Annotated in this window: 25 protein-coding genes; 7 read left to right on the top strand and 18 right to left on the bottom strand. The window is 54.6% G+C overall.

Going from position 1 to position 25,912, the window contains the following annotated elements; all coding sequences use genetic code 11:
- Window positions 1–6: 6 nt before the first annotated feature.
- The 11 genes from QYC28_RS04465 to QYC28_RS04515 form a co-directional block, all read right to left on the bottom strand.
- Complete coding sequence (locus tag QYC28_RS04465) at window positions 7–729, bottom strand: Stp1/IreP family PP2C-type Ser/Thr phosphatase (protein ID WP_149818567.1); 723 nt, start codon at window positions 727–729, stop codon at window positions 7–9.
- 24 nt (window positions 730–753) lie between these two features.
- Window positions 754–2,463 carry an AarF/ABC1/UbiB kinase family protein gene (locus QYC28_RS04470; RefSeq protein WP_286626792.1) on the bottom strand — a complete coding sequence of 570 codons (1,710 nt, stop codon included), beginning with the start codon at window positions 2,461–2,463 and terminating at the stop codon, window positions 754–756.
- A gap of 68 nt (window positions 2,464–2,531) precedes the next feature.
- The gene (locus QYC28_RS04475; protein ID WP_149818571.1) at window positions 2,532–3,758 is read right to left on the bottom strand and encodes an MFS transporter; all 1,227 of its coding nucleotides are present in this window, start codon (window positions 3,756–3,758) and stop codon (window positions 2,532–2,534) included.
- 362 nt (window positions 3,759–4,120) lie between these two features.
- Window positions 4,121–6,754, bottom strand: a complete 2,634-nt coding sequence (gene mutS, locus QYC28_RS04480) for a DNA mismatch repair protein MutS (protein ID WP_149818573.1) — start codon at window positions 6,752–6,754, stop codon at window positions 4,121–4,123.
- Window positions 6,755–6,830: 76 nt separating this feature from the next.
- A complete protein-coding gene (locus QYC28_RS04485; protein WP_190278224.1) occupies window positions 6,831–7,220 on the bottom strand; it encodes a hypothetical protein in 390 nt (129 codons plus the stop codon).
- A 126-nt stretch (window positions 7,221–7,346) separates the two neighbouring features.
- On the bottom strand, window positions 7,347–8,723 hold the full coding sequence (locus QYC28_RS04490; RefSeq protein ID WP_255451714.1) for a PP2C family protein-serine/threonine phosphatase: 1,377 nt from the start codon (window positions 8,721–8,723) through the stop codon (window positions 7,347–7,349).
- A 118-nt stretch (window positions 8,724–8,841) separates the two neighbouring features.
- Complete coding sequence (locus QYC28_RS04495; protein ID WP_149818578.1) at window positions 8,842–10,143, bottom strand: MFS transporter; 1,302 nt, start codon at window positions 10,141–10,143, stop codon at window positions 8,842–8,844.
- Window positions 10,140–10,979 carry a DNA repair protein RecO gene (gene recO, locus QYC28_RS04500; RefSeq protein WP_286668981.1) on the bottom strand — a complete coding sequence of 280 codons (840 nt, stop codon included), beginning with the start codon at window positions 10,977–10,979 and terminating at the stop codon, window positions 10,140–10,142. Before recO ends, QYC28_RS04495 begins: the two co-directional genes overlap by 4 nt.
- Window positions 10,980–11,043: 64 nt before the next feature.
- Window positions 11,044–11,364 (bottom strand): nucleotidyltransferase family protein, encoded by a 321-nt coding sequence (locus QYC28_RS04505; protein ID WP_149818582.1) that lies wholly within the window; start codon window positions 11,362–11,364, stop codon window positions 11,044–11,046.
- Window positions 11,361–11,774: an HI0074 family nucleotidyltransferase substrate-binding subunit gene (locus tag QYC28_RS04510; RefSeq protein WP_190278225.1), complete on the bottom strand. Its 414-nt coding sequence runs from the start codon at window positions 11,772–11,774 to the stop codon at window positions 11,361–11,363. Before QYC28_RS04510 ends, QYC28_RS04505 begins: the two co-directional genes overlap by 4 nt.
- 25 nt (window positions 11,775–11,799) lie before the next feature.
- Window positions 11,800–13,326, bottom strand: coding sequence for a UbiD family decarboxylase (locus QYC28_RS04515; RefSeq protein ID WP_149818584.1), 1,527 nt, complete (start codon window positions 13,324–13,326; stop codon window positions 11,800–11,802).
- A 64-nt stretch (window positions 13,327–13,390) separates the two neighbouring features.
- On the opposite strand from QYC28_RS04515, the gene lpxA reads away from it, so the two are divergent.
- Genes lpxA through QYC28_RS04530 form a run of 3 tightly spaced genes read left to right on the top strand, consistent with a single transcriptional unit; the run spans window position 13,391 to window position 16,221 of the window.
- The gene (gene lpxA, locus QYC28_RS04520) at window positions 13,391–14,188 is read left to right on the top strand and encodes an acyl-ACP--UDP-N-acetylglucosamine O-acyltransferase (protein WP_302679907.1); all 798 of its coding nucleotides are present in this window, start codon (window positions 13,391–13,393) and stop codon (window positions 14,186–14,188) included.
- A gap of 55 nt (window positions 14,189–14,243) precedes the next feature.
- Window positions 14,244–14,777 (top strand): hypothetical protein, encoded by a 534-nt coding sequence (locus tag QYC28_RS04525; RefSeq protein WP_302679908.1) that lies wholly within the window; start codon window positions 14,244–14,246, stop codon window positions 14,775–14,777.
- A 7-nt stretch (window positions 14,778–14,784) separates the two neighbouring features.
- A complete protein-coding gene (locus QYC28_RS04530) occupies window positions 14,785–16,221 on the top strand; it encodes a serine/threonine-protein kinase (RefSeq protein WP_302679909.1) in 1,437 nt (478 codons plus the stop codon).
- Between the two features lie 7 nt (window positions 16,222–16,228).
- On the opposite strand, the gene QYC28_RS04535 is transcribed toward QYC28_RS04530, so the two are convergent.
- On the bottom strand, window positions 16,229–16,927 hold the full coding sequence (locus QYC28_RS04535) for a DUF1995 family protein (RefSeq protein WP_286626807.1): 699 nt from the start codon (window positions 16,925–16,927) through the stop codon (window positions 16,229–16,231).
- A 5-nt stretch (window positions 16,928–16,932) separates the two neighbouring features.
- Window positions 16,933–17,262 carry an Hpt domain-containing protein gene (locus tag QYC28_RS04540; RefSeq protein ID WP_302679910.1) on the bottom strand — a complete coding sequence of 110 codons (330 nt, stop codon included), beginning with the start codon at window positions 17,260–17,262 and terminating at the stop codon, window positions 16,933–16,935.
- 203 nt (window positions 17,263–17,465) lie between these two features.
- Between QYC28_RS04540 and argC the strand changes: the two genes are divergently transcribed.
- Complete coding sequence (gene argC, locus QYC28_RS04545) at window positions 17,466–18,518, top strand: N-acetyl-gamma-glutamyl-phosphate reductase (RefSeq protein ID WP_149818596.1); 1,053 nt, start codon at window positions 17,466–17,468, stop codon at window positions 18,516–18,518.
- Window positions 18,519–18,521: 3 nt separating this feature from the next.
- Here the strand turns inward: argC and QYC28_RS04550 are convergent, their stop codons facing one another.
- The 3 genes from QYC28_RS04550 to hemH all read right to left on the bottom strand — a co-directional run bounded on the left by QYC28_RS04550 (window position 18,522) and on the right by hemH (window position 20,241).
- Window positions 18,522–18,692: a hypothetical protein gene (locus QYC28_RS04550; protein WP_149818598.1), complete on the bottom strand. Its 171-nt coding sequence runs from the start codon at window positions 18,690–18,692 to the stop codon at window positions 18,522–18,524.
- A 16-nt stretch (window positions 18,693–18,708) separates the two neighbouring features.
- On the bottom strand, window positions 18,709–18,993 hold the full coding sequence (locus QYC28_RS04555) for a hypothetical protein (protein WP_149818600.1): 285 nt from the start codon (window positions 18,991–18,993) through the stop codon (window positions 18,709–18,711).
- Between the two features lie 81 nt (window positions 18,994–19,074).
- Window positions 19,075–20,241 (bottom strand): ferrochelatase, encoded by a 1,167-nt coding sequence (gene hemH, locus QYC28_RS04560; RefSeq protein ID WP_190278227.1) that lies wholly within the window; start codon window positions 20,239–20,241, stop codon window positions 19,075–19,077.
- Window positions 20,242–20,361: 120 nt separating this feature from the next.
- Between hemH and QYC28_RS04565 the strand changes: the two genes are divergently transcribed.
- From QYC28_RS04565 to QYC28_RS04575, 3 genes are all read left to right on the top strand, one after another.
- Window positions 20,362–21,954, top strand: coding sequence for an Hsp70 family protein (locus QYC28_RS04565; RefSeq protein ID WP_149818603.1), 1,593 nt, complete (start codon window positions 20,362–20,364; stop codon window positions 21,952–21,954).
- A gap of 12 nt (window positions 21,955–21,966) precedes the next feature.
- Entirely contained in the window at window positions 21,967–22,230 is a 264-nt protein-coding gene (locus tag QYC28_RS04570; protein ID WP_149818605.1) for a DUF3146 family protein, read from the top strand.
- Window positions 22,231–22,295: 65 nt separating this feature from the next.
- Entirely contained in the window at window positions 22,296–22,499 is a 204-nt protein-coding gene (locus QYC28_RS04575) for a hypothetical protein (protein ID WP_011058047.1), read from the top strand.
- Here the strand turns inward: QYC28_RS04575 and QYC28_RS04580 are convergent.
- Window positions 22,477–23,625: a tyrosine-type recombinase/integrase gene (locus QYC28_RS04580; RefSeq protein WP_302679911.1), complete on the bottom strand. Its 1,149-nt coding sequence runs from the start codon at window positions 23,623–23,625 to the stop codon at window positions 22,477–22,479. The two genes, QYC28_RS04575 and QYC28_RS04580, sit on opposite strands and share 23 nt — an antisense overlap.
- A complete protein-coding gene (locus QYC28_RS04585; RefSeq protein ID WP_302679912.1) occupies window positions 23,600–25,906 on the bottom strand; it encodes a heavy metal translocating P-type ATPase in 2,307 nt (768 codons plus the stop codon). Before QYC28_RS04585 ends, QYC28_RS04580 begins: the two co-directional genes overlap by 26 nt.
- Window positions 25,907–25,912: the final 6 nt, after the last annotated feature.

The raw sequence follows: 25,912 nt of genomic DNA on the forward strand, positions 1-25,912 counted from the left end.
GATGGGTTAAACACCAATGACAACGACGGTGACATTGTCGCGGCCGCCGTGGGTTTTGGCAGCATTCACGAGGGCAGCCGCCGCTTTTTCGACATTGGGTTCACTGAGGTAGATACTGATCACCTCGTCGGTGAGTTCTTCAGTTAAGCCGTCACTGCACAGCAGCAGGCGATCGCCCGGCTCTAGATCAATGGGTTGAATATCAATTTGGGTGAGGTCTTCACGGCCTAGGCACTGGGAGAGGACATGGCGCCATGGATGCTGCCGCGCCTGCTCAATGGTCAAGCTTCCCAGTTGTACGGCTTGGGCAATCCAAGTGTGATCGCTGGTAATTTGCTGGAGTTGGTCTTTGCGCCAGCGGTAGATGCGGGAGTCGCCCACATGGGCACACCAAGCGCGATCGCCCTTTTCATCAACGAGAACCACCACAGCCGTTGTCCCCATATCAGCACGGGCAGTATTTTGGCGTTGCTGCTCAACAATGGCATGATTGGCAGCGAGAAAGGCTTGGCGGAGTAGGGTCACAGGGTCATGCTGAAGGTCCTCAAGGTGGGTTTCCAAGAATGCCTGAATATGTTCGACAGCTAAACGACTGGCTTCCTCGCCCCCAGCGTGCCCACCCATGCCATCGGCCACAATAAAAAAACGCTGATGCTTTTCGTCAATATAAAAAGCATCCTGATTGCTTTTGCGAATCAGACCACAATCAGTTAAGCCGGCAACGTCCATGACCCCCCTATGTTGGGTTGCTTGTTAAAACATTTTTTCATACTTATCGAGTTTAAGCATGAGTCGCCAATAGAGGATACCAAACCATACCGCTAATGCGGCTGCCACACCCGCCAAGAGGAGATACTGGTTCACGAGTAAAATTGTCGCCACTAAGGAAAAACTGCCAATAAGGACGACATAATTTAGTCCTAAGTTAATGTTACTCAGGCGCCGCAGAATGCGATCGCTCTCACTGGAACGGACACGCAAGCGCAGATCACCATTTTCCAGTTTATCGAGCACCTCTTCAAGGCGACGGGGCAAGCCAATGGCACTGCTGCCCACTTGAGCCGCTTGACGACTCAGTTCAGAGAAAAGACTGCCATTACTGGGATCGGGGAAGTTTCCGTTGGTCATAAGTTCAGTCGCAAATGGTTGGGCAACTTGCATGAAGTTAAAGTCTTTGTCGAGTCCCTTACCTACCCCCTCTAGGGTGGAAAATGCCCGCATCACAAAGGTAAATGTGGCGGGAAAGCGGAAGGGTTGGTCATAGGCAATTTCGTAGAGGTCATCGCTAATTTGAGCCACCGATTGGGCTTCAAAGGACTGGTTCATGAAATTGTCGAGGAGATACTGAATCGAGCGACGTACCGGCCCTAGATCGCCTGTGGGAACCAACGCTCCTAGCTCTACAAGGCACTGTACCACCTGTTCGGCATCCCGTTGGGCAATGCTTAAAAATGTTTTCAGCAATTTATCGCGGGTCACAGGTTGAATGCGCCCCATCATGCCAAAATCGTAGAAAATCAGTTGGCCGTTGGGGCTGACGGCAATGTTGCCTGGATGGGGGTCAGCGTGGAAGAAGCCATCGTTGAGGACTTGATAGAGGTAGGCTTTCGCCCCCAGTTCCGCAAGGCGTTTGCGGTCTAGACCCGCCGCTTCAAGAGCTTCGTAGTGGCTAATTTTAATCCCCGGTAGGTACTCAAGGGTGAGCACACGCCGTGAGGTATACCGCCAATAGACGCGAGGAACACAGGCCCAGTCGCGATCGCGAAAGTTGCGGCGGAAGGTGTCGGCATTGCGTCCCTCATTGAGGTAGTCAATTTCTTCGTAGAGAATGCGACAACACTCATCGTAGATGCCCATCCAGTCGCGCCCTTGCCCCCATTTGGGGTGGTTTTGAAAGTATTGGGCAATGCCTTTGAGAATCGCCAGATCAATGTCAAACAACTGCCGCAGGCCGGGGCGTTGAACCTTGACCACCACTTCTTCGCCTGAGAGGAGTTGTGCTTTGTGGACTTGACCCAGACTGGCGGCGGCCATGGGGATCGGATCAAAACTGCGAAACAGTTCAGGGATATGGCGGCCAAAGTCTTCGTAGATGATTTTTTCGACTAGCTCGTAACTAAAGGCGGGGACGCGGTCTTGAAGTTTACTCAGTTCTTCGACGTATTCGCTGGGGAAGAGATCGGCACGGGTAGAAAAGAGTTGCCCCAGTTTAATGAAGGTGGGGCCCAGCTCAAGGAAGGTTTCACGAATCCAGATCGCTTGGGCACGGCGTCGCGCCGCACGCTTAGCATCGGTCATACCGCCCCAGTAGCTCCAAGATTTGGTGAGGAGCCAACGGCCAAAGAGAAATCGCCAGACAAAAAACCAAATATCAAAGAAGCGCCGCGTTTTTGAGTAGCGCTCGCGATTCCAACGATAGGATTTGCCGGTGGGCGTCAAACTGGCCGAAACTGGTGTGGACACACGCTCTTCCCTAGTGGGTGATCTCAACAAATTGTAACGAATCCCTAACGATACCAAAGAATAATAGGCTACAGGGCATAGCGATCGCGCCCCATGCCGAGGGCAAAACGCAGGGAATCGGGCAGGCTTTTGCTACTAGCGGTTAAAAAGAAGGTTAGCCCCAAGAGGCTAAAGACCGCCGCCATGCGAAAGATCAGGCGATAACCCAAAGGATCAATCAGCCCCCCCAGCAGTGGCCCTGCCAAGGCCATCCCCAGATCAAATCCCCCTAAACTGAGGCTGAGAACCCGTCCCCGCTCATCGGTGGTGGAGCGATCGGCCATCAGGGCAGCGACCATGGGAATCAGGACACCGCCGGCAAGACCTTCAAGAATCGCCGCCCAGAGGATATCCAAGGGGGTTTGGGCTTGGGCGAGGAGCACCATTGAGACCCCATAGCAGGCAAGGCTGGCGGAGATGAAAATGCCCCTTCCCCAGCGATCGGAGGCAGAACCCGTGGCCACACGACCGATAAAGCTGGCGATCGCCGCCACGGAGTAAAACAGCCCTGCCGAAATGTTGAGCCGCTCAGCCGCAATAAACAGGGGAATAAAGGTGGCGATCGTGCCAAAGGTCAGCCCTACACTCAGCATCACCAAGCTGGGAATCCGCAGCCGTTCTGAAAGCAAGAGCCGCCAAAAGAGGGCTTTCTCTGGGCGAGACCCTCCAGAGTCCTGTGGGATATTCACCGCCCGCACGCCTGCGGCAGCCATGAACCCAAGGGCAGCTAAGCTACTGGCAACCATGAAGACCGAGCTATGACTGTAGTTCATTTGCAGCCAACTACCGAGACTCGGTCCGAGGGCAACCCCAATGGGATGGACAAGGCTGGTGTAGCCAATGATTTCACCGCGATGCTCAGGTGGGGCAATATCTGTCACCAGTGCCATGTAGCCGGTGGTAAAGCCAGCGATGCTCACGCCATGGAGAAGGCGCACCGCAACAAGGAGGGGTAGGTCGTGGCTGACGATATAAAACAGGGGAGCGATCGCGGCCACAGCGAGGCCAATCAGCAATGTAATTTTGCGTCCCCGGCGATCGGCCAGGGGCCCTAACCACGAGCGGGAACCAATCAGCCCCACAGCAAAGGCACCCATGACAAACCCCACCTGATGGGGCGTGCCCCCCTTCTCAGCAATGTAGAGGGGTAATGTGGGTAACATTGCGGCAATGCTGGACCAAAACAACAGACCAGCCAGTACGAGCCTGAGTAGCGTTTGGCGCACGGATGGGGGTAGCTTCAACAGGACAACCACAAATCCCCCTTGTTAACAAAACGTTACATTCCTTATCTATGATAGCTTTTTGCTGGCCGCTGGCTATGCACCCGAATTCTGTCCACTGCTGCTGGCTCAAGAATGCCTGCGAGCCTGCTCCGACAGATCCCCCAAAGCCTCCCTAAGGTTGATTCTCTCGTAGAATCCCTCGGAGTCGCTCTGGGAGAGGATTTGAGTATTTTCGATGACCTTGTAGAAAATAAAATTTGCCACCCTTCAAAAGGGATCCCTCGGAACAGGGGGTTGCAATCCGCTCCGGGAGAGGCTATGTCGAAGATGCTATTGCTTCTCTTCGGGGAAGCAGAATGAATGGAAATGAATGGAAACTCTTTGGTGATTAGTTAAAGAGGTAATTCTCCCTGATCAATTTCTTCGGGAGTTTCGGTTTTCGGAGTTCCATTCATTTGACTTTTGCGTAGCCCCACGGCAATTTTGCTGTGCTTTTCAATTTGGCGCATCACTTCACGGGCTCGCTGAATCACTACAGGAGGAAGGCCCGCAAGGCGTCCCGCTTCAATGCCGTAGGAGCGATCGGCGCCACCGGGCTTGACTTGGTGGAGAAAAATAATCTCGTCGGGGAGTTCTTTGACCACCACTTGGTAGTTGGCCACATTGGGTAGCAGCGTTGCCAGTTGATTCAGTTCGTGGTAGTGGGTGGCAAAAATGGTGCGGGATTTGAGGGTGGTGGCAAGATATTCTGCCACTGACCAAGCGATCGCCAGCCCATCAAAGGTGGCCGTGCCGCGCCCAATTTCATCAAGGAGGACAAGGGAGCGATCGCCCGCATGGTTGAGGATATTGGCCGTTTCATTCATCTCCACCATAAAGGTAGATTGACCCGTGGCGAGATCGTCAACGGCACCCACCCGCGTAAAAATGCGATCGCACACTCCCAAGGTGGCACTGGTGGCGGGCACATAACTGCCCATTTGCGCCAGCAGTTGAATCAAACCCACCTGCCGTAGATAACAACTTTTGCCACTGGCATTGGGGCCTGTCAGCACCATCAGATCAGCGCTTGTACCGAGTTCCGTATCGTTGGGAACGAAAAACCCCGCTGGTAGCATCTGCTCGACCACCGGATGGCGCCCGCCGCGAATCTGAAGCTGGCGATCGCGGGTCATGTGCGGTCGGCAATAGTCCTGATACAGCGCCACCTCTGCTAACCCCAAAAGCACATCTACCGCTGCCACCGCTGCCGCAATCTCACGAATCGTTGAGGCCTGAGCGGCCACCTGCTCCCGCAACTGCACAAAATACTGGTACTCCAGTTCAAAAAGATGGCTTTGAGCCGCCAATAGCCGTGCTTCCCGTTCCTTGAGTTCCGCCGTGATAAAGCGTTCCTCATTTGTTAGGGTTTGTTTGCGGATGTAGTCATCGGGGACTTGGTTCAGCTTGGCGCGGGAGACACTCAGATAGTAGCCAAAGACTTTTGTATAGCCCACTTTGAGGGTGGTAATGCCCGTGCGCTCCCGTTCTTGGGCTTCTAAATTAAGAATCCACTGCTGATCTTGCTCAATTTGCTGGCGTTGCTGATCTAGTTCGGGGTAGGCACCCGACCGCAGGAGACCCCCTTCGGTGAGACTAATGGGGGGCTGATCCACAAGGGCTGCGCTGAGGGTATCCGCCAACTGCTCAATCACCGGTGGCAGGTGGGCAAGGGCTTGGAGATAGGGGGATTGGGTTGCCGTCACAACCGCCGCAAGGGAAACTAACGTCCGAAAGGAGTCCCGCAGTGCCGCTAAATCACGGGCATTGGCCGTCCCAGAACCCGCCCGACCCGCTAGGCGTTCGAGGTCATAAATTTCCTGAAGGTGGCGGTGCAGACTCTGACGTAGGCTACTATTGGCCATTAATTCAGCAATGGCCTCTTGGCGCGCCGTGATCTGCTCAATATCAAGGAGGGGTTGCAGGAGCCAGCGGCGCAATAGACGCCCCCCCATTGCCGTCGTTGTGCGATCGATCGCCCACAGTAACGAACCTTGGAAGCTACCATCGCGGACGGTTTGCGTCAGTTCCAGATTGCGGCGGGTTTGCGGGTCGAGAAAGAGATACTGGGCGAGGGAGTAGGTGCTGAGGTTTTGCAGGGGCACTGGTTGTTGGCGATGGGTTTCATCCAAATAGGCCAAGAGGCCACCGGCCGCCCGCATGGCAAGGGGCAGATGTTCACAGCCAAAGCCTTCGAGGGATTTGACCTGAAAGCGTTGACACAGGCGTTGGCGAGCTTCCGCTGCCTGAAAATCTTGGGGCGATCGCAGGGTGTAGCACCACTGGGGAGGCAATTCAGGGGGCAATTGATCCTTGGCTTCACCCGGGCGCAAAACGCGATTAATGTCCGGAGCCTGACTAGGCAGGAGAATCTCTGCGGGTTGCAAGCGGTTGAGTTCAGCAATTAACTCGGCGCGATCGCTCCCTTGGGTGGTACAAAACTCGCCCGTCGAAACATCGGCGTAGGCCAATCCCCAATGGTTTCCAGAAAGGAGAACAGCAGCAAGGAAATTGTTGCGGCGTGGTTGGAGCAGCTCTGTATCCAACACCGTTCCTGGCGTAAACACTCGGGTCACTTCCCGCTTCACCAGTCCTTGAGCTTGGGCGGGGTCTTCCACTTGATCGCAGATGGCAATGGCGTAGCCCTTTTCAATAAGGGTGCGGCAGTAGCGTTCAAGGGCGTGGTGGGGAATGCCAGCCATGGCCACTCGTCCCACTTCTTTGCCCCCCTCTTTGCCGGTGAGCACCAGTTCCAGCTCGCGAGCAACTATACAGGCATCCTGAAAAAAGGTTTCGTAGAAGTCCCCCACCCGATAGAGGAGGAGGGCTTGGGGGTAGGCATCCTTAATTTCAGCATAGTGCTGCAGCATCGGCGTCAACAGCGATCGCTCCACCTCATCGTGGCGCACCTGTAGGCCAGGGTTGCGTCCTAAGCGCAGGGCAGGGGACTCAGTCTCAGAATGGGGCAGCGGGCGATCGTCGGACATGGCAACGTCACAGCTTCCTGTGGTGTGCTCCAAGGGGACCTTATATTATAGTTTTCTCTATTGTGGAGTAGAGCACCTAATACTCATCCCCCGTGGTCTCCATAAAGAGCCACTCCGCCAGTCCCGGACTATGTTCCCCAAGGATGGAAATGGCCTCTTGAAAGCGGCTGCGTTGAACATTGGCCTTGCTGATGCGCTCTGGATACGTGGTCATCAGGAGGTAGGGTTGGCTTTCCCTTGATTGCACAAAGGTTTCCACACCAGTAACAAGGGGATGCATCTCAAAAAAATGATGGAGTGCCATGGCTTGCTCAAGGGTTTTGGCTTCAACAAAGCCGAGATGACGGGTTAGGATGTCCCAAATGGCATCATCATCGCATCGGAAACTCACCTCAACGAAATAGCGCATCCCCACCTCACAGGCACCTGCGGCTATCTTAACCGCTTTTATTGATTTCATTGTCATGCCGTTGGGAGGGTTCCCTCGAATGGGAGAGGAGGCAGCAACTTTCAATCCTTGTGCGTTATGGCAAGGGTTTTGCTGGTGCCTTTGTTAGCTCGATGGGGTCAAACAAGGGTCAAGCAGGATTGCCTACTGGTCAATGACCTGCAGAATCACTAGCGTCATATCATCGCTGCGCCGGCCACTGGCATTGGTAAAGGCATCAACGGCATCAAAAATATAATCCAATAGTGCCTGAGCACCCAAACCCTTGGCACAGCCCTCTTTGAAGACTGCTGCGAGGCGCTCTTCCTCAAAGCGTTTACCTTTCGGATTATCGGCTTCTGTGATGCCATCCGTGTAGTAAACCACCGTGTCGCCGGGTTGCAGTCGCACTTCTGCCTCTTGATATTGGCTGCGGGTATCCAGACCAATGAGCATACCGTAGGTGTCCAGCCGATGGATAATCCCGGTTTCAGCTCGCCATAATAGGGGAGGAAGATGAGCCGCATTACTGTAGGCCAAGAGCCGCGTTTGCGGGTTGTACTCAGAGTAAAAGAGGGTGACAAAGCGGTGGGAGCTTTCTAAATCCGGCTGCATCGCCCGGTTGAGGTGCTGCAAAATGCGGCTAGGACGGTGACCATTGAGTGCTTCTGCCCGCAGCATGCCTCGGGTCATGGTCATGATCAATCCGGCCGGTACCCCCTTACCCATCACATCGCCAATGGCAATGCCCCAACGACCCTGTTCAATGTCTTGTTGATCGCCGAGGCCATAGGTAATGGGAATAAAGTCATAGTAGTCCCCCCCCACCCAACTGGCGGTGCGACACTCGGCGGCTAGCTCGAGGCCGTGGATTTTGGGACAGCGGTGGGGCAAGAGTCGCCGTTGAATTTCTGCCCCAATTTCCAGTTCCCGATCCAAACGCTGGCGATCGCGCAACTTTAAGGCCAATTCATCATTGGCAATGGCCACTGCCGTTTGATCCGCAATTACCTGCAACAGTTGCTGCCGCGTTTCATTCCACTCGTACTCAGGTTGCTGACTAAAAACGTAGAGCCGCCCCCGCTCCGTGAGTCCCGAATCCTTGACGAGAATCGCCGTGCCGTAGAACTGAATGCTTTGGGGGAGGCGTTCTCGCAGTTGCTGATCCAGAAGTTGCTCAAGCCGAGGACGGCTGATCTCGCGATTATTCTCCGCATCGATTGCCACCATACCAACGCTATTGGCAAGGGTGCGGGTGGCCGTTTCTAGGGCGGCGCGAATATTGGGACACTGATCGCTGGCGTGACAATGGAGTTGTTCAAGACGAGCCTGACCATCGGCGCGAAATAAGACTAGAGCTGCTGCCTCTGCCTCTGTGACCCGACAGGTAATGAGGGGGATCAGTTCAAAAAATTGATTCAGGTTGTTGAAACTCCGCAGCGCAAAGCTTAGGGAGGCCAATAGCTCCTGAATTTTACTGTTTTCCCGCTGTAACCGCGACACCATTTCCTTAAGGGCGATCACAGGGCTAGAGGAGGTCATAGAGGAGGAGGGGAAGGCAGGTGACATGGTAAGTTACGCCAGCAAAAGCGTCAATTGACTCTACAGCGTAGCGCAAAAAACGTCAAGATGAAAGGATTTAAGATTTTTTATGGAACTTTTAGAGCAGGCCGCCGGTCACCATGCCGTTGCGATGGCTGAGGGTCATCAGCGTCCCACCAAGGGCGATCGCCCCCGCCAAACCGATGAGTACCGGCTGTAGCCCCCACCAAGTCTCCGCTAAACCAACCACCGCCAAGGGCACACTGAGGGCAATATTCACGAGATTATTTTGTAGCCCAAAAATCGTCCCCCGCTGTTCGGCTGGGGTCATTAGTTGAATTAAGGTTTGCATCGGAATCGCCACAAAGGCGGCAAAGAAGCCCAAACCAATGATGTAGCCCATGCTCCAAGCCAAAGAATCCAAACTCAGGGACAGACCAAGAAACATGCCCCCCATGCCCCAACAGCCCACTAAACCCGACCAGCCGTAGGCAAAGTGCTTGCCCACCGTATTCAAGAGCAGTGCCCCTAGCCCGAGTCCGCCGGCCGCAGCCGCCAAAAGAAACCCAAATTGATCCGTATCGAGGCTGGGTAAGACCTCCGCAAGGCGCACTACCAAAACCGACATCGCCGCGACAATGGCAAACAGCAGGATGAGTTGCAGCAGGGCAAAACGCAGGGCTGTATATTCCTGCAAAAGCTGAAGGCCTTGGCGGAGTTCTTGCCACACTTGACGATAGTGGGTTGGCGGCAGATGACACTGATCCGGTGGCCGCAGCAGCATGAGTAGGAGTGCTGCCCCCCCATAGCAGGCACTGACAAAGACAGCCCCACCCCACTGGGAGTGCCAGTGGCTCGCAAGATTCAAAAGCGGTTCACCCGCAGCGAACCCCACCACGAGAGCAGCCATCATCGTCAGGGTATAGAGGGAGTTGGCGGACATCAGATGGGACTTATCCACCAGCAGCGGAATGGCCGCCTGTTCTGCGGGGGCAAAAAACTGGGTTAAACAGGAAATCGTAAACGTGATCAGCAACAGCGCCATAAACCCAAACCATTGCCCGGCGCCAAGGAGAATCGTGATCGGAATCCCTAAGACAAGGAGGGCACGGTAGAGATTGGTGACAATGAGCACCTGTTTTTTTGACCAGCGATCCACCAGCACCCCCGCCACCGATCCGAGGAGAATGGCCGGAATCGTAAAGGCCACCATGATGGCCGACACCCAGCCACTAATACTCTGGTGTGCCGCTTGGAAAAACTCTGTAGTGAGGGCAATTACAAATACAAGGTAAATTTTGTCAGCCAACTGTGAGCAGACCTGCGCCAACCAAAGAGCAATAAAATTGCGGTTTTGCCAGAGGGGAGGCACCGGTGGTAGGGGGAGATCCAAGCGAATGTCTTGCTGCTCAATGGTCATGGCTGGGACACCGCAACAGGTGAAAAACAACTATCAAGGAGGGGGGGCACTCGCAACGTTTGCTCCAGATGAAATTGCAGGTACTGGCGCAACACCCGCTCAAGGGACAGCCAAACACTAAGGGGATAGGTCTCGGCTTGGGCAAGGAATTCATCCCGTGCCAAGGATGGGGTGGTGGGCAGTGCTAGCCATTGCCCGAGGCGCACTTCACTTGCTGTCAGTTGGCGATTGCCCTCTGAAGACACCGCCGCAAGAGAGTTGTTGGGACGCGCCTCAGTAAGGGTAAAAACGCCTCCCCTAGCAAAACTAAAGCCCACCCGCCAGTCGGTATCCGCCGCAGGAACAGCAATCTGGCAGCCACTTTCATGGCACTGGTACCATTCCGGGGCAATGCCCCCCAATCGCAAGATGCCCCACAGGCCGCGCACCAATAGCGCTAGGGCAGCGCGACTCGAAACCCCCTGAAGCTGGTCTAAGGTGGTACAGAGCCAATCAAAGAGATCCGGTTGAGGCTGCTGCGGATGGACTTGGTAGAGCACCACCTCACCGAGATATTGGGCAGCGGTCAGAGTGGTCAAGTGGCTGTTGAGGCCTTGGTAGGTGGCGACTGTTTCTGCTTGGAGAATGCGATCTAAATTGCGGCCAGGACTAATAAAGAGGTCATTGACGACAAACAAATCCACCCGTCCGCCCAGTTTCGAGCGGGAGCCACGGCTATGGGGGGCGACTAACTTCAACAGCCCGCGATCGCGACTAAAGACACTGAGCAGGCGATCGCTTTCCCCCAGGGGCATGGCCTTGAGGTTAATGCCAATTGTGCGGTAGGTGCGACCCATCCGAAGTATCCAGACAATAGCAGCACATTTTTAGCCTATCTTTTAGGCTATCGCGGCCAGTCCCCTATCCACTAATCAACTTGTCGCGGGCAAACCATTCCACCCCATGCTGGTTAATCTCTTCCCGCAGAGTTGCATTCTCGATGCTGTGATAGACGAGGAGATCCACCCGTTGGGCAATGGGCAGTTCAGCGATCGCCTCGGCAAGGGCAGCTTGATCACTAAGGGTGAGGTTTTCGCCAAAGAGGGCAATATCAATATCCGAAGTTGTTCTGAAGGTACCGATCGCCCGTGAGCCAAAGAGGACGATTCGTTCTACCTTGGGATTGGCCGTTAGAGTGTCAACGATGGCTTTGCGTTTTTCTGGGGTGAGTCCGTCCGTCATTGTTGATATTTTTCCTGCAAGCAGTTGTACAGTTTCCGAAAAACAGGAGTCAACCTGTGTTTGATCAGTCGTTCCGCCTCTTTTGTCGTTTGCTCTTCGTAGGTATGGCTCAAGAGATTTCGCTTTGCCAAGGCATCTAGCAGTGTCTCCGTGTCTTCCTCCGTGAGATAGCCCGTCTCAAAGGCCTTGCGAATAGCTTCTCTGGGAGTTTTCACATCCAGCCCCTCATAAAAAAGAAGGTCTTTCAATGTTTTCCACGCTAGTTCAAGGGTGAACTCAAACATTTGTACCAGACCGGCTCGCTCTAGTTCCGAATACTCCTCCTGAGCACAGGCGGTTTCTAGGCGGATTAGGGCGCGACCAAAGTTCTGCAACCGCTGTTGCCAACGCATCGCATCTCTATTCGTCATGTTTTATGAACCGTTGTTTCTCCGATTATCGCCAACGAAAGGCGGGGTCTAGCTCATAGCCGAACCGCGTCGCATCTACGGCTGTTAAGTCAATATCGCCAAGGCCATATTCCTGCCAGCGTTCTGTGACTCGCCGTGCCACCTCAGGATCCGATGTGAGGGGATCGCCCCAAGGATGGTCTGTTTCTGGGGGAATTTTCGTGGTGGCATCAATGCCCATGCGTCCCCCAAGGCCGATTTTTTCGCTGGCAAAGTCAAGGGAGTCAAAGGGGGTATCTCCCAAAATAAAGACATCGCGGCTGGGATCCACCTTGGAGCTGATCGCCCACACCACCTGACGCGGATCACGAATATTGATCTCTTTGTCCACAACAATCACAAACTTGGTGTAGGTAAATTGGGGTAGGGCACTCCAAAAGGCGAGGGCAGCGCGGCGTGCTTGGCCAGGATAGGCTTTGTCAATGGAAATAATCGCCGCCTTATAACTGAGGGCTTCCATCGGCAAAAAGAAGTCCACAATCTCCGGTACCTGCTGCCGCAAAATGGGTGTGTAAATGCGGTTGAGGGCAAGGGCAATCATGGCCTCTTCCTTGGGGGGGCGACCGCTAAATGTTGTCAGGTAAATGGGATTGCGGCGATGGGTCAGGCAGTGGAAATGAATGACGGGGGAGTCTTCAACGCCACCGTAGTAGCCCATGTGATCGCCACAGGGGCCATCGGGCAAAACTTCACCGGGGGTAATGGTGCCCTCAAGGACAAATTCCGCGTGGGCAGGCACCTCGAGATCAAGGGTTTTGCACTTGGCCAAATGAATGCCGCCCCCACCATAGAGACCCGCAAAGAGCCATTCGGATAAATCCACGGGAATTGGCGTTGCCGCCGCCATGATGATTAGAGGATGCACCCCCAATGCCACAGCCACTTCTAGCTTCTTGCCACGGGCGGCAGCTTTGCGGAGATGGCGTGCTCCTCCCCGCACTGAAAGCCAATGCACGGTCATGGTGGTTGGGGATTGCAGTTGCAAGCGGTAAACCCCGACATTGGGAATGCCCGTCTCACAGTCTTTGGTAATGACGAGGCCAAGGGTGATAATTTTGCCTGCATCCTTGGGGTAGGGGCGAATCAGGGGCAGTTGCCGTAGATCCAAATCGGGGTCTTTGATCACCACCTGCTGACAGAGGGGTAACAAATCGCGACTCGGCTTGGCACGGACGACATCAAAGAGAATTTTGCCGAAATCAAGGGCTTGACTCAGGGTTTTGGGCGGCTTCGGCTGTTGTAGCTTAGCCAACTTTTCCCCGAGGGTCTCTAGCTCTAAGGGGTGGTTCATGTTCATGGCCCAGCACACGCGCTCGACGGTGCCCAAGAGGTTAATTGCCACGGGATAGGGAGAGCCAATGACCTTTTCAAACAGTAACGCTGGCCCGCCGGCAGCCAACAGGCGGTTACAGATTTCCGCCATCTCCAGATCGGGATCAACGGGTACGGTGATGCGTCGCAGTTGTTGCCGCTGTTCTAAAAGCTGGAGATATTGCCGCAGGTCGTTCGTCATCGGGGATCAAAATCGCTTAATCTCTTTTATGTTAAGAATCTTTAGCCAATCGTGCAGGAATGTCATGGCGGTTCATCCCACGGCAGTGATTGAGGCGGGTGCCCACATTGGGGAAGAGGTGGAGATTGGTCCTTTTTGCTATGTGGCGGCCACGGTGGAGATTGGACGCGGTACGCAGTTGGCTCCCCATGTCACCCTGTTGGGATATACCCGTCTTGGCGAGAACTGCAAAGTGCATAGTGGGGCAGTCATTGGCGATCTCCCCCAAGATGTGGCTTATCAGGGGGGGATTAGCTATGTCCACATTGGCGATCGCTGTACGTTGCGCGAGGGCGTGACCATTCATCGGGGAACCCAACCAGAAACCGTCACCCATGTCGGGCATGATTGTCTGCTGATGGCCCACAGTCATCTAGGTCACAATGTCTATGTGGGAAACCATGTGACGATCGCCAATAATACTTTGATTGCCGGGTATGCCCATGTGGGCGATCGCGCCTTTATCAGCGGCAACTGCCTTGTGCATCAATTTACCCGTATTGGTCGCTTGGCCATGCTCTCCGGCGGCACTGCCATTCAAAAAGATGTGCCCCCCTTTTGTATGACCCGTAGTCTGAGTACCAATACGATCATGGGCTTAAATGTGGTGGGTTTGCGACGTGCTGGCTTTTCAGCGCAAGAGCGCCAACTGCTTAAAAAAGCGCTGGATATCCTCTACCGCTCCCAATTCACCACCTCCCAAGCGGTACAGCACCTGCGGGAACAGTTTATCCATCCCCTCATTCAAGAGTTTTGCGATTTTATTAGTGCCTCAGAACGGGGCATCTGTCATTTTGTGCGTCGGGAAGAGGAGCCCTCCTGAGCAGGAAGCAACTTTTTGGCTATGATCACCAAGCAGCATCTTACCCCTAGATCCCATGGCTGAAGCGCTGCTATTCTCCCTGCTAAGTGGCAGTATAGGCCTATGGGCGCTGCTTTACCATCAGTGGTGGAGCTGGCAGGAGCAACTCAGCCAACAACGCGATGAAGAAGAGGAACAGTTGACCACCTACCCCTCCAAAGAAGAACAGCGTCAAGTATCCCCCAAGCTGGCAGGTTGGGAATTCAAAATTCTGCGATCGCGCCGCAACCAATTTCATGATCCCGATGTCCTGCGCAAAGTCTGCCAAGAGGAAGCCCAAGGGGGTTGGATTTTATTTGAGAAGCTCGACGATCGCCGATTGCGCTTTAAGCGACCCATGGCCCTGCGGGAAAAAATCAAGCCCAGTGCCAACTACGATCCCTACCGCAGCTACTATGGGTCTCGGTTTGAATGGGAATCTTTGTTGTCCGTGATACTCTTGATGATGATGGCAACCTTACCTGCATATTTGGGCTATCGCTTGGTTATTCTCAGTCAACGCTTAGCCCCACTGCCAACCACTACTCCATCTGCTCCATTGCGTCCCTAAGGTGCCTATGTCCTCCCTCAGTTTGCTTAGTGTGGGCACAACCCTCCAAGGGGGAAAATATCGCCTCGATGCCCTTTTGAGTCAGGGGGGCTTTGGTGTCACCTATCGCGCAACCCACACCCTGCTCCATCAGCCAGTGGTGCTCAAAACATTGAACCTGCAGCAGGAACCCCCGAAGCGGATTCATGATCTGAGGGAGCGGTTTATCCAAGAAGCGCAGCGCCTTGCCCAGTTTAATCATCCCCACATTGTGCGCGTCAGTGATTGCTTTATTGAGGGGGGGCGTCCCTTCATTGTCATGGACTATATCCCCGGACGAACATTGGCCCAAGTGATTCAGGAGGAAGGCCCCCTACCGGAAAAAACGGCTCTCCACTATATTCGCCAGGTGGCTAGCGCCCTTGAATTAGTGCATGAGCATGGGCTGCTGCACCGCGATGTCAAGCCCGATAACATCATGCTGCGGGACGGCACAGATCAAGTGGTGCTGATTGACTTTGGCATTGCCCGTGAATACACTGCTGGGGTGACGGAAACAAATACGGGATTGCTCTCAGCAGGTTATGCGCCGGTGGAGCAGTATTTACCCCGCCACCAATGGACGCCGGCAACGGATGTCTATGCCCTAGCAGCAACGCTCTATGCCCTTTTGGCAGGACGCCCTCCTGTGGCCTCGGTCTTGCGCGATCGCGTGCCTCTCGAGGATTTACGCCAGTTTCAGCCCAATCTTAGTCAGCGCACCATTGATGCCATTGAAGCAGGAATGGCTTTGGATGTCCGCGAACGTCCCCAAACGGTGCGGGCATGGCTGCAACTGCTCATGGGACAGCCCGTGGCGCGTCAAACCACAGCAACGGTAGCGGTGATGCCGCAGTACCGATCCACTATCTTGGCAAATACTCAACCGGAGGGGACAGCCGTCGTTGCTCCCCTCAAACAACGCAATTTTTCGCCGTGGCTATGGCTGTTGGGAACGGCAATCTTTGGCAGCTTAGCAGGCATTGGCCTAGGGCTATTTTTGCGCAACCAACCCGTGGACACAGTCACCCCTCGCCCCCCGCGTCCTCAGGAACAGGAATTTCCACCCACCCTGCCGACCATTGTGCCACCTGTAGAGGTGACGCCCACTCCCACCCCGACACCGACGCCAGAGCCGGAACCCACCCCTACGGAACCGACGCCCACCCCAGAGCCAACGGAAACGCCTACCCCTAGCCCGAGTCCTGAGGAAGCATCCCCAGAACCAACGCCGACTCCTCCTCCATCCCTCTCTCCAAAACCCCCAAAGTCCCCAAAGCCCCCAAAGAACGCAGAGCCTCCCGTCGCCCCCCCCACCACCGTTGAACCATCTCCACCAACACCTACGCCCTCACCGCCACCGACAGACACAATGCCCGAGGTGTCACCCCCGCCAACCAGTAACACTGAACCGGCCACCCCTTAGAGATTGGCTAGTTCTGAAGTGCTCGCAAAAAGGCACCCAAGCGACTAAAGATTCCCTGACCACGGGGTTTGCCTTGGGGCGTCAGGGCACGCTCAATGTCTTCACTACTGGGGCGTTGCTCAAATTCTGCTAGGCAGGTGGGGGCGGTTTTGCCGTATTGCCAAATTTGCCACGGTTGCGGATAACAGCGCCAGAGAATGATGGTTTCTGCGAGGGGACGAAGGTAGTAGCAGGGTTCAAGGGTGTTGAGAAATCGCTCCCGCAGCCGCCGACCGGCGTAGCCAATACCAACGACGGCCACATCCTGAAGCCTTGGGTTCAAAAGGATAAAGGGGCGATCGCCAGCCGTTTCACACATCTGCTCAATGGCATTGACTTCTACAGGGGTTGGGGCAACGATGACAATGGCGCGATCGCTCGCTGCAATGGGTGTCAGTAGTTCATTCACGCCCCGCACACTATAGGCGGTTTCTCCCCATTCGCGACGGGCTAGGGCGGCAGATCCGGCATCGGCAAAAAAGACCTTGAGATCACGACCTAGTTCCTCAAACAAAGGGAGGTAGCCAGCGGCAAAGGCCATCGCATTGAGATCGGGCAACAGGATCTCGATTTGCAGCCGATTTTTCCCCTCTTGAAGCGCAGCTTGGGTGGCCTGTTGGGCTTGGCTAAGGGCAGTCTCCAGACTATCGGGGGGCAGGATCGACATGAGTCTTAAGCGGAGACCTCACTAGCAACGGTGGCAAACATGCGCTGTAGCTCTTCCACTAGGGCTTTGGCTTGGGCGAGCGTTTGCGGGGTTGTGGATTGTTCCAGTTGGGCGGCGATGGTTTGCATGGCAGTAATGCCGACATTACCACTGGCTCCCTTGAGATGGTGGGCATCCCGCTTAATTTGTTCAATGTTGCCTTGGTTGACAGCGTTAGCCAATGTTTGGAGGCGCTCTTGGGCATCCTCGACAAAGGTTTGCAGCAATTCCATTTCAAACTCGCGATCGCCCCCCGAAAGGGCAGCCAAGTAGTCCCAATCAATTGGCGATGTCATCGATTCACAATTCCCCACAGGTTACTCGTCGTTATTTTAGCTTGTACCAGCCAAGGCGGTTCAAGGGTTAGGTGAGGAAACGCAAGGGGAGATTTGTAATAATTCTTAACTTCTTCAGCGTGGTCTGCCCCCTTGGCGAAACAGGGGATTGGATGGCACTATCGCAGTGGTGAGGCCAACAACAGCGGCAGGATTGAGGAACGATGGGCGATCGCGTGACGGTGGGGATTGTGGGGGCCTCTGGCTATGGGGGCGTCCAACTGGTGCGTTTACTCCTTGACCATCCCCAAGTGGAGATTGCATACCTTGGCGGTGAGGGGAGTGCGGGTCGCCCCTACACGGAGCTATATCCCCATTTGCAGGGTCGGGTGAATCTCACGGTGGAACCCGTATCTGTGGAGGTGATTCGCGATCGCGCCCAAGTGGTGTTTCTCTCGCTGCCCAATGGCATTGCCTGTAAGCTTGCCCCGCAACTCCTTGAGCAGGGCTGCAAAGTGCTGGATTTGTCGGCAGACTATCGCTTTCAGGATTTGAAAACCTACACCCAGTGGTACGGTGAACCAAGGGAAGATGAGGCTACGGTCCGACAGGCGGTCTATGGGTTGCCAGAACTCTATCGCGATCGCATTCGCCAAAGTGCCCTCATTGGTTGTCCGGGGTGTTATCCCACCGCTAGCTTGCTGGCTCTAGCACCCCTGATGAAGCAGGGTCTGATTGAACCGAATACGGCAATTATTGATGCTAAGTCCGGTACCTCCGGCGGTGGTCGTCAGGGCAAAATCAATCTCCTGCTTGCGGAAGCTGACAACTCCCTTGCTCCCTACAGTGTTGCTCGACATCGCCACACCCCAGAAATTGAAGCTATTTGTAGCGAATTAGCCGGCCAAAGCGTCCTTGTGCAGTTTACGCCCCACCTCGTGCCCATGCCACGGGGGATTTTGGCCACTGTCTATGCCACGCTGCGGGATCCCGGTCTAGTGCGTGAAGATTTAATCACCATCTACCAAGCTTTTTATCGCCATTCCCCTTGGGTGAATATCCTGCCCCCCGGCCTCTATCCCCAGACGAAATGGGCATGGGGCACAAATGCCTGTTTTATTGGCATTGAGGTGGATGAGCGCACCGGCCGGGTGATTGTCATGTCCGCCATTGATAACCTAATGAAGGGACAGGCTTCCCAAGCGGTGCAATGCTTGAATCTAATGATGGGCTGGCCAGAAACGCTGGGCTTACCGCAGGTCGCCTTTTATCCCTAGGACTCAAGTTTCATCCTGTTCGACCAAGGGCAGGCGATCGCCCCGTAATAGCTCAGTGCTGCTTGCACTCAAGGACAATCCCATCTGCCATAATCCCTGCCCTAGGCACAAAGCCGCTAGAAAGGGAGCGGTACTCAAGCTTAACAGTAGTGTTGTCGGTGCTAAGCGAGCCATCAGAACGCATCAAGAACTAATCAACATCTGAACTATCCGTATCCTCCTCAGGAGGAACATTGGCAAAGAGCAAGTCTCGTGATTTCTTCAGTTGCTTCCAAAGTGCCTTAATTTGACTGTAGGCCTCCTCGGTGCTAATTTTGCCGCCGGTTTCCAGACCACAAATATAGCTCACCCGTTGAGCAAATTCCTGCAAATTGGCATTAAAGGCCAAGTTTTGCGGCGTAAATACACCATGGTAGCGGCTGGTGGGGAAGAGGAACTTTTCTTTGTCAAATTCCGGTTTGGGCGATTCAGACACAGGCGTAGCCCTTTGCCAGTGAGGTTACCCCCTATTCTATCGAAAATTTTCAGGTTCCTATGGGCAGCAGGCGGCAATTTTTCACAGCAGCCCCAGCATGTGTAATGGCCCTTGACCACTGATTAACTCAATGATCAGGGCTAAAAATCCCAACATTGCTAAGCGACCATTCCAGCGTTCAGCAGCGGAGGTCATCCCCCATTCCCAGCGCTCCTGAGGATAGAGCTTGACGCGCTTGCGAGACTTATTCACTTCGGCAAAGGTGCGGGGTGGAGCAGCAAGGGCGTCCTTCACTAGCTGGGCAAGAGCAGCAATAAACCCCTTGTGATCGTTGAGGGCAGGCACCCGCCGAAAGACTTCAATACCCGCTTCTTCAGCAATCTCGCGGTACTCAATGTCAATTTCTTGAAGCGTTTCAATATGTTCTGAAATAAAGCTAATGGGAACAACAACAAGGGTTTTCACCCCTTGAGCGGCCAACTCAGGAATCACATCTTCGGTGTAGGGTTGCAGCCACTCCACAGGCCCCACCCGACTTTGATAAGCCAACACATGGACATTGGGGCGATTCAGGGCAGCCATGATGAGCTTTACACAGGCTTCGATTTCCTCTTGGTAGGGATCCCCTGCTTCGGTGACATAGCTTTTGGGAACGCCGTGGGCACTAAAGAAAATCACGGCTTCGTCGGGGTTGGGGCATTGGTCGAGTTCTTGGCGAATCAAGTCCGCCATAGCCGCCACATAGCCGGGGTGGTTGTACCAAGAAGGGATCAGCGTATAGCGAATCTTTTGCAATTCAGGGTCTTGGTTCCACAGGCTCTCTAGGAGGCGAAAACTAGAGCCACTGGTGCTAATGGAAAACTGCGGGTAAAGAGGTAAAATCACTAGATCGCGAATTTGATCTGCTTTGATTTGGGCGATCGCCTCCTCGGTAAAGGGGTGCCAGTAGCGCATACCAATGTACAAATTGGCCTCAATGCCAATGCCTCCTAGGGCATCCTTGAGGGCACGGGCTTGCTGTTCAGTCATCCGCCGCAGGGGAGAGCCGCCACCAATTTGGGCATAGTTGGCCTGAGAGCGCCGGGCACGACTGGCGGAGATAAACCAAGCAAGCGGCTTTTGCAGCCAACGGAAGGGTAGGCGAATAATTTCGGGATCAGAGAACAGGTTGTACAAAAAGGGGCGCACATCCTCGGGGCGATCGGGCCCCCCTAAATTGAGAAGTAGTACACCTGTTTGGCTCGCCATTCCCAAAATCACCTAAATCTTTTCGCGATCGCTTTCTTATTGTGACATACTCTCAGGATCTCAAGGGGAAAAAATCTCGGTAAGGTAGGGATGAGAGAATGCGGTTGATGTGTGCAAACGGTGACCTACGCAATTGATTTTGGAACCAGTAATACGTTGGTGGCGCGGTGGAATTATGCCACCCAAGCGGCGGAAGCGGTAACGCTCTCTGGACTCTCGGTGGGGTTTGGTGAGGTACCGGCGCTCATTCCTAGCTTGGCCTATGTGGAGGATGCCAGTGTCCCCCTTGTGGTGGTGGGGCAGCAGGTGCGCGATCGCGGGTTTGATGTCGTGGGCGATCGTCGCTTTTTCTCGCGGTTTAAGCGGGGGATTGGCGCCACCGTACAGGGCTATTTACCCGAGCTGGATGGCTGTTCTTTGAGCTTTGAAACCATTGGCACGTGGTTTTTGCAAGCCCTGTTGAAGGAACTGAAACACACTAGCGGCGGCGATGTCGAACAGGGGTTGATCTTCACCGTGCCGGTGGATAGCTTTGAAACCTATCGCAGTTGGCTGTTGCAGGTGTGTGAGGGGTTTGCCATTGAGCAAATTCGCCTCTTGGATGAACCCACGGCCGCGGCCTTAGGTTATGGCGTGGCCGATCGCCCGCTGATTTTAGTGATTGATTTTGGTGGGGGCACCCTCGATCTCTCCCTTGTGGAACTCAAGACCGATCAACGCCAAAGCCGTCCTTTGGGATTTATTCTCAAGTGGGGCGATCGCCAGTGGGCCTCAAGCGACAACCAACGGCCTCGCACAGCGCGGGTGATTGCCAAAGCGGGCTTAAATTTAGGGGGCACCGATATTGACCACTGGATTGTGGATGAGTGGGTGAAGCGGGGAATGACCGCCAATAGCCTACTCCTGCGCCTTGCCGAGCGCTTAAAAATTCAACTCTCACAGCAGCCCTATGCCCAAGAGGTGTACTTTGACAGCGAAACCTTTACCACCCTTGAACTGCGCCTCGAACGGTCTGAACTGGAGGAGATGCTTCGCCAACAGCAATTTTTCCAACGCCTCGATGATGCCCTCACTCAAGTACTCCAACAGGCTCGCCGCCAAGGGATCACCCCCGACACGATTGATGCGGTGCTCCTAGTGGGGGGGACAACGCAAATTCCAGCGGTGCAAAAATGGGTTGCTGAGTATTTTGAGGCCACAAAGATCAACGCCCAACAGCCTTTTACAGCGGTGGCCATGGGTGCTCTAGCAGTGACCCAAGGGCTGGATCTCAAGGATTTTCTCTACCACAGCTACGGCATTCGCTTCTGGGATGCTAAGCTCAACCGTCATGGCTGGCACCCCATTATCCAGCGGGGACAACCCTACCCCATGGGCGAACCCGTGGAATTGATTTTAGGGGCCTCGACGGAGGGACAGCCCAGTATTGAACTGGTGATTGGTGAATTGGGGGACGAGCAAGGGGGTGTGGAGATCTTTTTTGATGGCGATCGCCTGATTACCCGTAGTGCCGGTGAACGCACGGTGCAGCCCCTCAATGACACCCCCCAAGGCAAAACCCTCGCCAAGCTGGATCCCCCTGGCTATCCGGGGAGCGATCGCATTCGGGTTCTCTTTCAAGTGGATGGCGATCGCCAACTGCGAGTTACCGTTGATGACTTGCTCACCCAAGAGCGTCTCATCAATAATCAAATCGTCACCCAATTGCGTTGACCGAATTGCATTGTGGCTCCCCATTCCCTACCCCAAACTACTGCCTATGTCCGCATCATTGCCCACAGTTGGCAAGAGGGTCACATTCGTGGCCATGTCTGCGCCAGCGAGTACCAGTGGGAATTTTGCTGGCAATTTAAGGCGAAAAAACTGCAAATCTCCCCAGCCCTTGGGCGTGCTCTGATCAAAGAACCCTTGGGGCGGTTTCTGGAAGCCCAAGACTATCAATTGGAGCCGGGGGGCGATTATGAATTTGTTGTCCGTGCCAAGTTTTAGGTGCGTTCCGCTGTGCCTAAGCTACAATCAGTGAGGAAACCTGTGCTGATATTGCCAGATAGCCTATGTTCTTGAGCGAATTAGCGCCCCTTGTCAAAGAGTTGAGCCAAAAACCCGTTGCCTTTATGGGCGGCTTTGTCTCTGGATTGTTGGGGTTGAGCCTTGATCAAAAGCCAGTCAGCGATTGGCTCAAGCAGTACGGCGACTATCAGCCCCCCAGCCCGCCGCCACCCCCCCCCAGTGACTTCAAGAGCATTCGAATTGAGTAAGGACACGAGCCACTGCCTGCCGTTGATCCCGTAGGGTCAGCCAGCGGTGGTAGGTTTGGGTATGAATCGCCACACTGTGTCCCATCATCCGTGCGGCAACGGTATCGGGTAAGCCATAGTGAATTGTGCGCACCGCCCACGCATGGCGCAAGTCATAGGGACGAAAGGGCAAGCCGTAGCGACGGAACTGTTGATTTACCCGCTGGCCAATGCGTTGGAGGGTTGTTTGGGTCAAATCCGTATTGATCCTCGGCAACTGGGGCGATCGCAAGCCAAACACCTCGACCCACTGGGGAGGAAAGGGCCACACCTGATGGCAGCCAGTTTTTGTCGTTTCCTGCACCTCGATCATCCCTTCCGCGTCACCTGTGACAAGGCCACTTAAATCGCAGAAGAACACTTCATGATTGCGCAGGCCATAGGCCGCCATTAAGCCATAGACATAGCGCCACTGGGGATTGGGAATCTGCTGGTAGGCGGCTAGAATCTCCTCATCACTGGGTAACTCCCGTGGTTGGAGCGATCGCCGCGAATAGGTGCCCCAAAACCGAGCTAGGGGAATCGGTAACTCCACCCCTAGGAACCGACAAAACCCTTGAAAGGCGGTACAGGCCACCTGCCGTTGTCGCTTATCAGCGGGGATTTGCTGCAACAGGCCATAGATCAGTTCTGGTAATGAATGGTCGGGATGGGTAGCGGCGGCTTTGAGCAACTGCCGCAAATAGGGGGCATAGGCCGTTTCCCAAGTGGTGCGGCTGAGATCCCCTTGAGCCAACAGGGCAGTTTCAAAAGCAGTAATTTGTTCCCCCAAGGATAACTCCCCAAGGCGCCCTAAGCCCTTGACCCGTTCATAGTCCTGCCAGCGAAAGGTGTTTTCCAGTAATTTGGCGGCAATAATTTTGGCTTCCTTTTCCGCTGCCTTAAGACCGCTGGGGGTGGCGGGTAACCCTAGACTTAAACGCTGTTGGTGGGGGCGGAGCCGATGACTGCCCGGTCGTGGCGGCAGGGTACCCCGCAGGCTGAGACGTTGGCCGCGTTGTTCAATTTGCAGACCCAACTGCGCCAGTTTGAGGCGTTGATTGACCTGCTGAAGTTGTTGGTCAAGTTTCTGAGGGGACGTGGCCATTGCTGAGGGACTCAGAACTCAACTCGCTGCCGAAATGACCAAAACTGCGGCGCGGACGTTTTTTCCAAGGAATATCGAGAACCCCCGCTTGGGAGCGGCTACGACTGGACTTGTGCTCAACTTTGACGGGGCGATAGTTCGTGAGGAGGCGCAGGCTATTCAGTTCGGCCAAGAGGGTTGCTCCATTGCTAATCAAGACGGCAATCACAGGGTGCAAGCTCAAAAAGACCCCCGCTAAAACCACACTGACATTGGGAATGACCACAAGGGCGATATTTTGATTGATAATGTTCATCACTTCTTGGCTGAGGGCGATCGCCTGCACCAGTCCCTCAAGGCGATTATTCATCAAGAGAAGATCTGCGGTTTGCCGCGCCGCATCACTGCCTTCAGAAAGGGTAATGGAAATATCAGCGTAGGCCATTGCTGCTGTATCATTGAAGCCTTCCCCCACATAGGCCACGACTTTTTCGCCACCATTTTTAAACTTCTCTAGAAGTTCAACTTTGTCCTCTGGCATTTTATTGGTATAGATTTGACCGAGACGAAAGCCAGTGGCATAGCCCACCGCATTGGCGACTTCGTGGTGATCTCCCGTCACCATATAGCACTCAATACCCCGCTGTTGCAGAGCGGCAATCACACTAGCGGCTTCAGAACGCACGGGGTTGCTATAGAACACCAGTGCCACCAGTTCACCATTACAGGCAACACAGACAAGGGAGCGGTTCCAAAGCACGCCTTCATGGGTGCGCAGTTCATCAAGATCAATGGGCACTTGGCGATCGCGCATCAGTTGGGGGGTGCCCACCAAAATCTCTTGCCCCTCGACGGTTGCTGCCACCCCCTTACCCGGCTCATAGACCCAGTTGCTATAGGTTCCCCCCTCAATCCCGCGTTCAGCCGCATACTCAAGGATGGCAAGGGCAAAGGGGTGATTGATTGACTGTTCCACAGTTGCCAGCCAATAGAGTAGCGTTTGCTCACTCAGGCCGGGCTTGAGGAGATTGACCCCCACAATGGTTCCCTTCACTTCCGTCAGTGTGCCGGTTTTGTCAAAAACAATGACATTAACCCGTGAGAGCAGTTCAAGGGCGCGGCCATTGCGAAAATACACCCCGACATGGGGCGCATAGGTGAGGGCTGCCAAAATCGCAGTGGGAATGGTAATGCCAATCCCTGAGCCAAAATCCAATTGCAGAGGGGCGATCGCCCGATGGGCATCCAAGGTAACCCCATAAACAATGGCAGCCACGCCCATTGCCGGCAAAATGGCTTGGTTCGAGATTTCCTCAGCGTAGTTTTCAATGCGGGTATCCAGTTGCGGCGCTTGGCGAGCCAGTTGCAGTGTTTTGCCCACCTGCGTCTCTTCACCAACGGCTTCAGCAACAACGCAAATTTGTCCCCGCACCACAAGGGAAGAGGCCAGCACCGTTTGCTCAGGTTCACAGGGCAGTAGATCCGACTCTCCCGTGAGAAACTGCCGCTGAATCACGGCGGATCCCCAGAGCACGGTACCATCCACGGGCACCGCAGATCCGGCGGCCACAATCACGCGATCGCCCACCTGTAGCTCGCGCACAGAGACATTTTGGCGAGTGCCGCCCCGCTCTACCCAATAGGTGCGCTGTTGATCGAGGGGGTCAAAGACTTGGTTTTCCCCCACTTGAGCGGTCATATCCCGCAGTGACCCCCCCACTTGCCCCATAAAGGCAGCTAACACCGGCGCCATGTATTCCCCTTGCAGCGTATGCAGAATCGTCCAGAGGGATTCCAGTTGGGTGACGTTGAGATGGCGGTGTTCGAGGCTCTCTAGGGCTTCTTGGAAGGTGGGCAGTGCCACAATCACAATCACAGTGGCGACAATGGCAGGGTAGAAGGGGGTTTGTACTGGTAGTAGCGCCACGATCGCCAGCGCCAAGGTGGGTAGCGCCATTTTCTCGATAAAGTAAGCGGTGTTCCAAGGGGAGTACACCAACTTATCAATGGGCAGCATCCCCGGTAAGGGTAAACGCTCATCTGCTGCGGCCTGAATCAATTGGCCAAAGCGGTGAAGGGGATTGTCAGCTTCAGGACTGTATTGAACAATCAGGCTAGCGGCGGGCAAGTTAAGGCGAATTTGTTGCACACTGTCTTCTTGAACAAAGAGAGCTTGCAGTTGCCGCCCATAGCGATCGTCATATTGCAGGCGGGGAATCCGCAACCGCACTCGCCCCGGTAGGTGATGCACCACTTCGTAATGAACCCTTGCTGGCGGCGGGGAAACCACAGTTGCAGTCATGATCAA

It is taken from the genome of Thermosynechococcus sp. HY596, assembly GCF_030518715.1.
In the GTDB taxonomy this organism is placed as follows: Bacteria; Cyanobacteriota; Cyanobacteriia; order Thermosynechococcales; family Thermosynechococcaceae; genus Thermosynechococcus.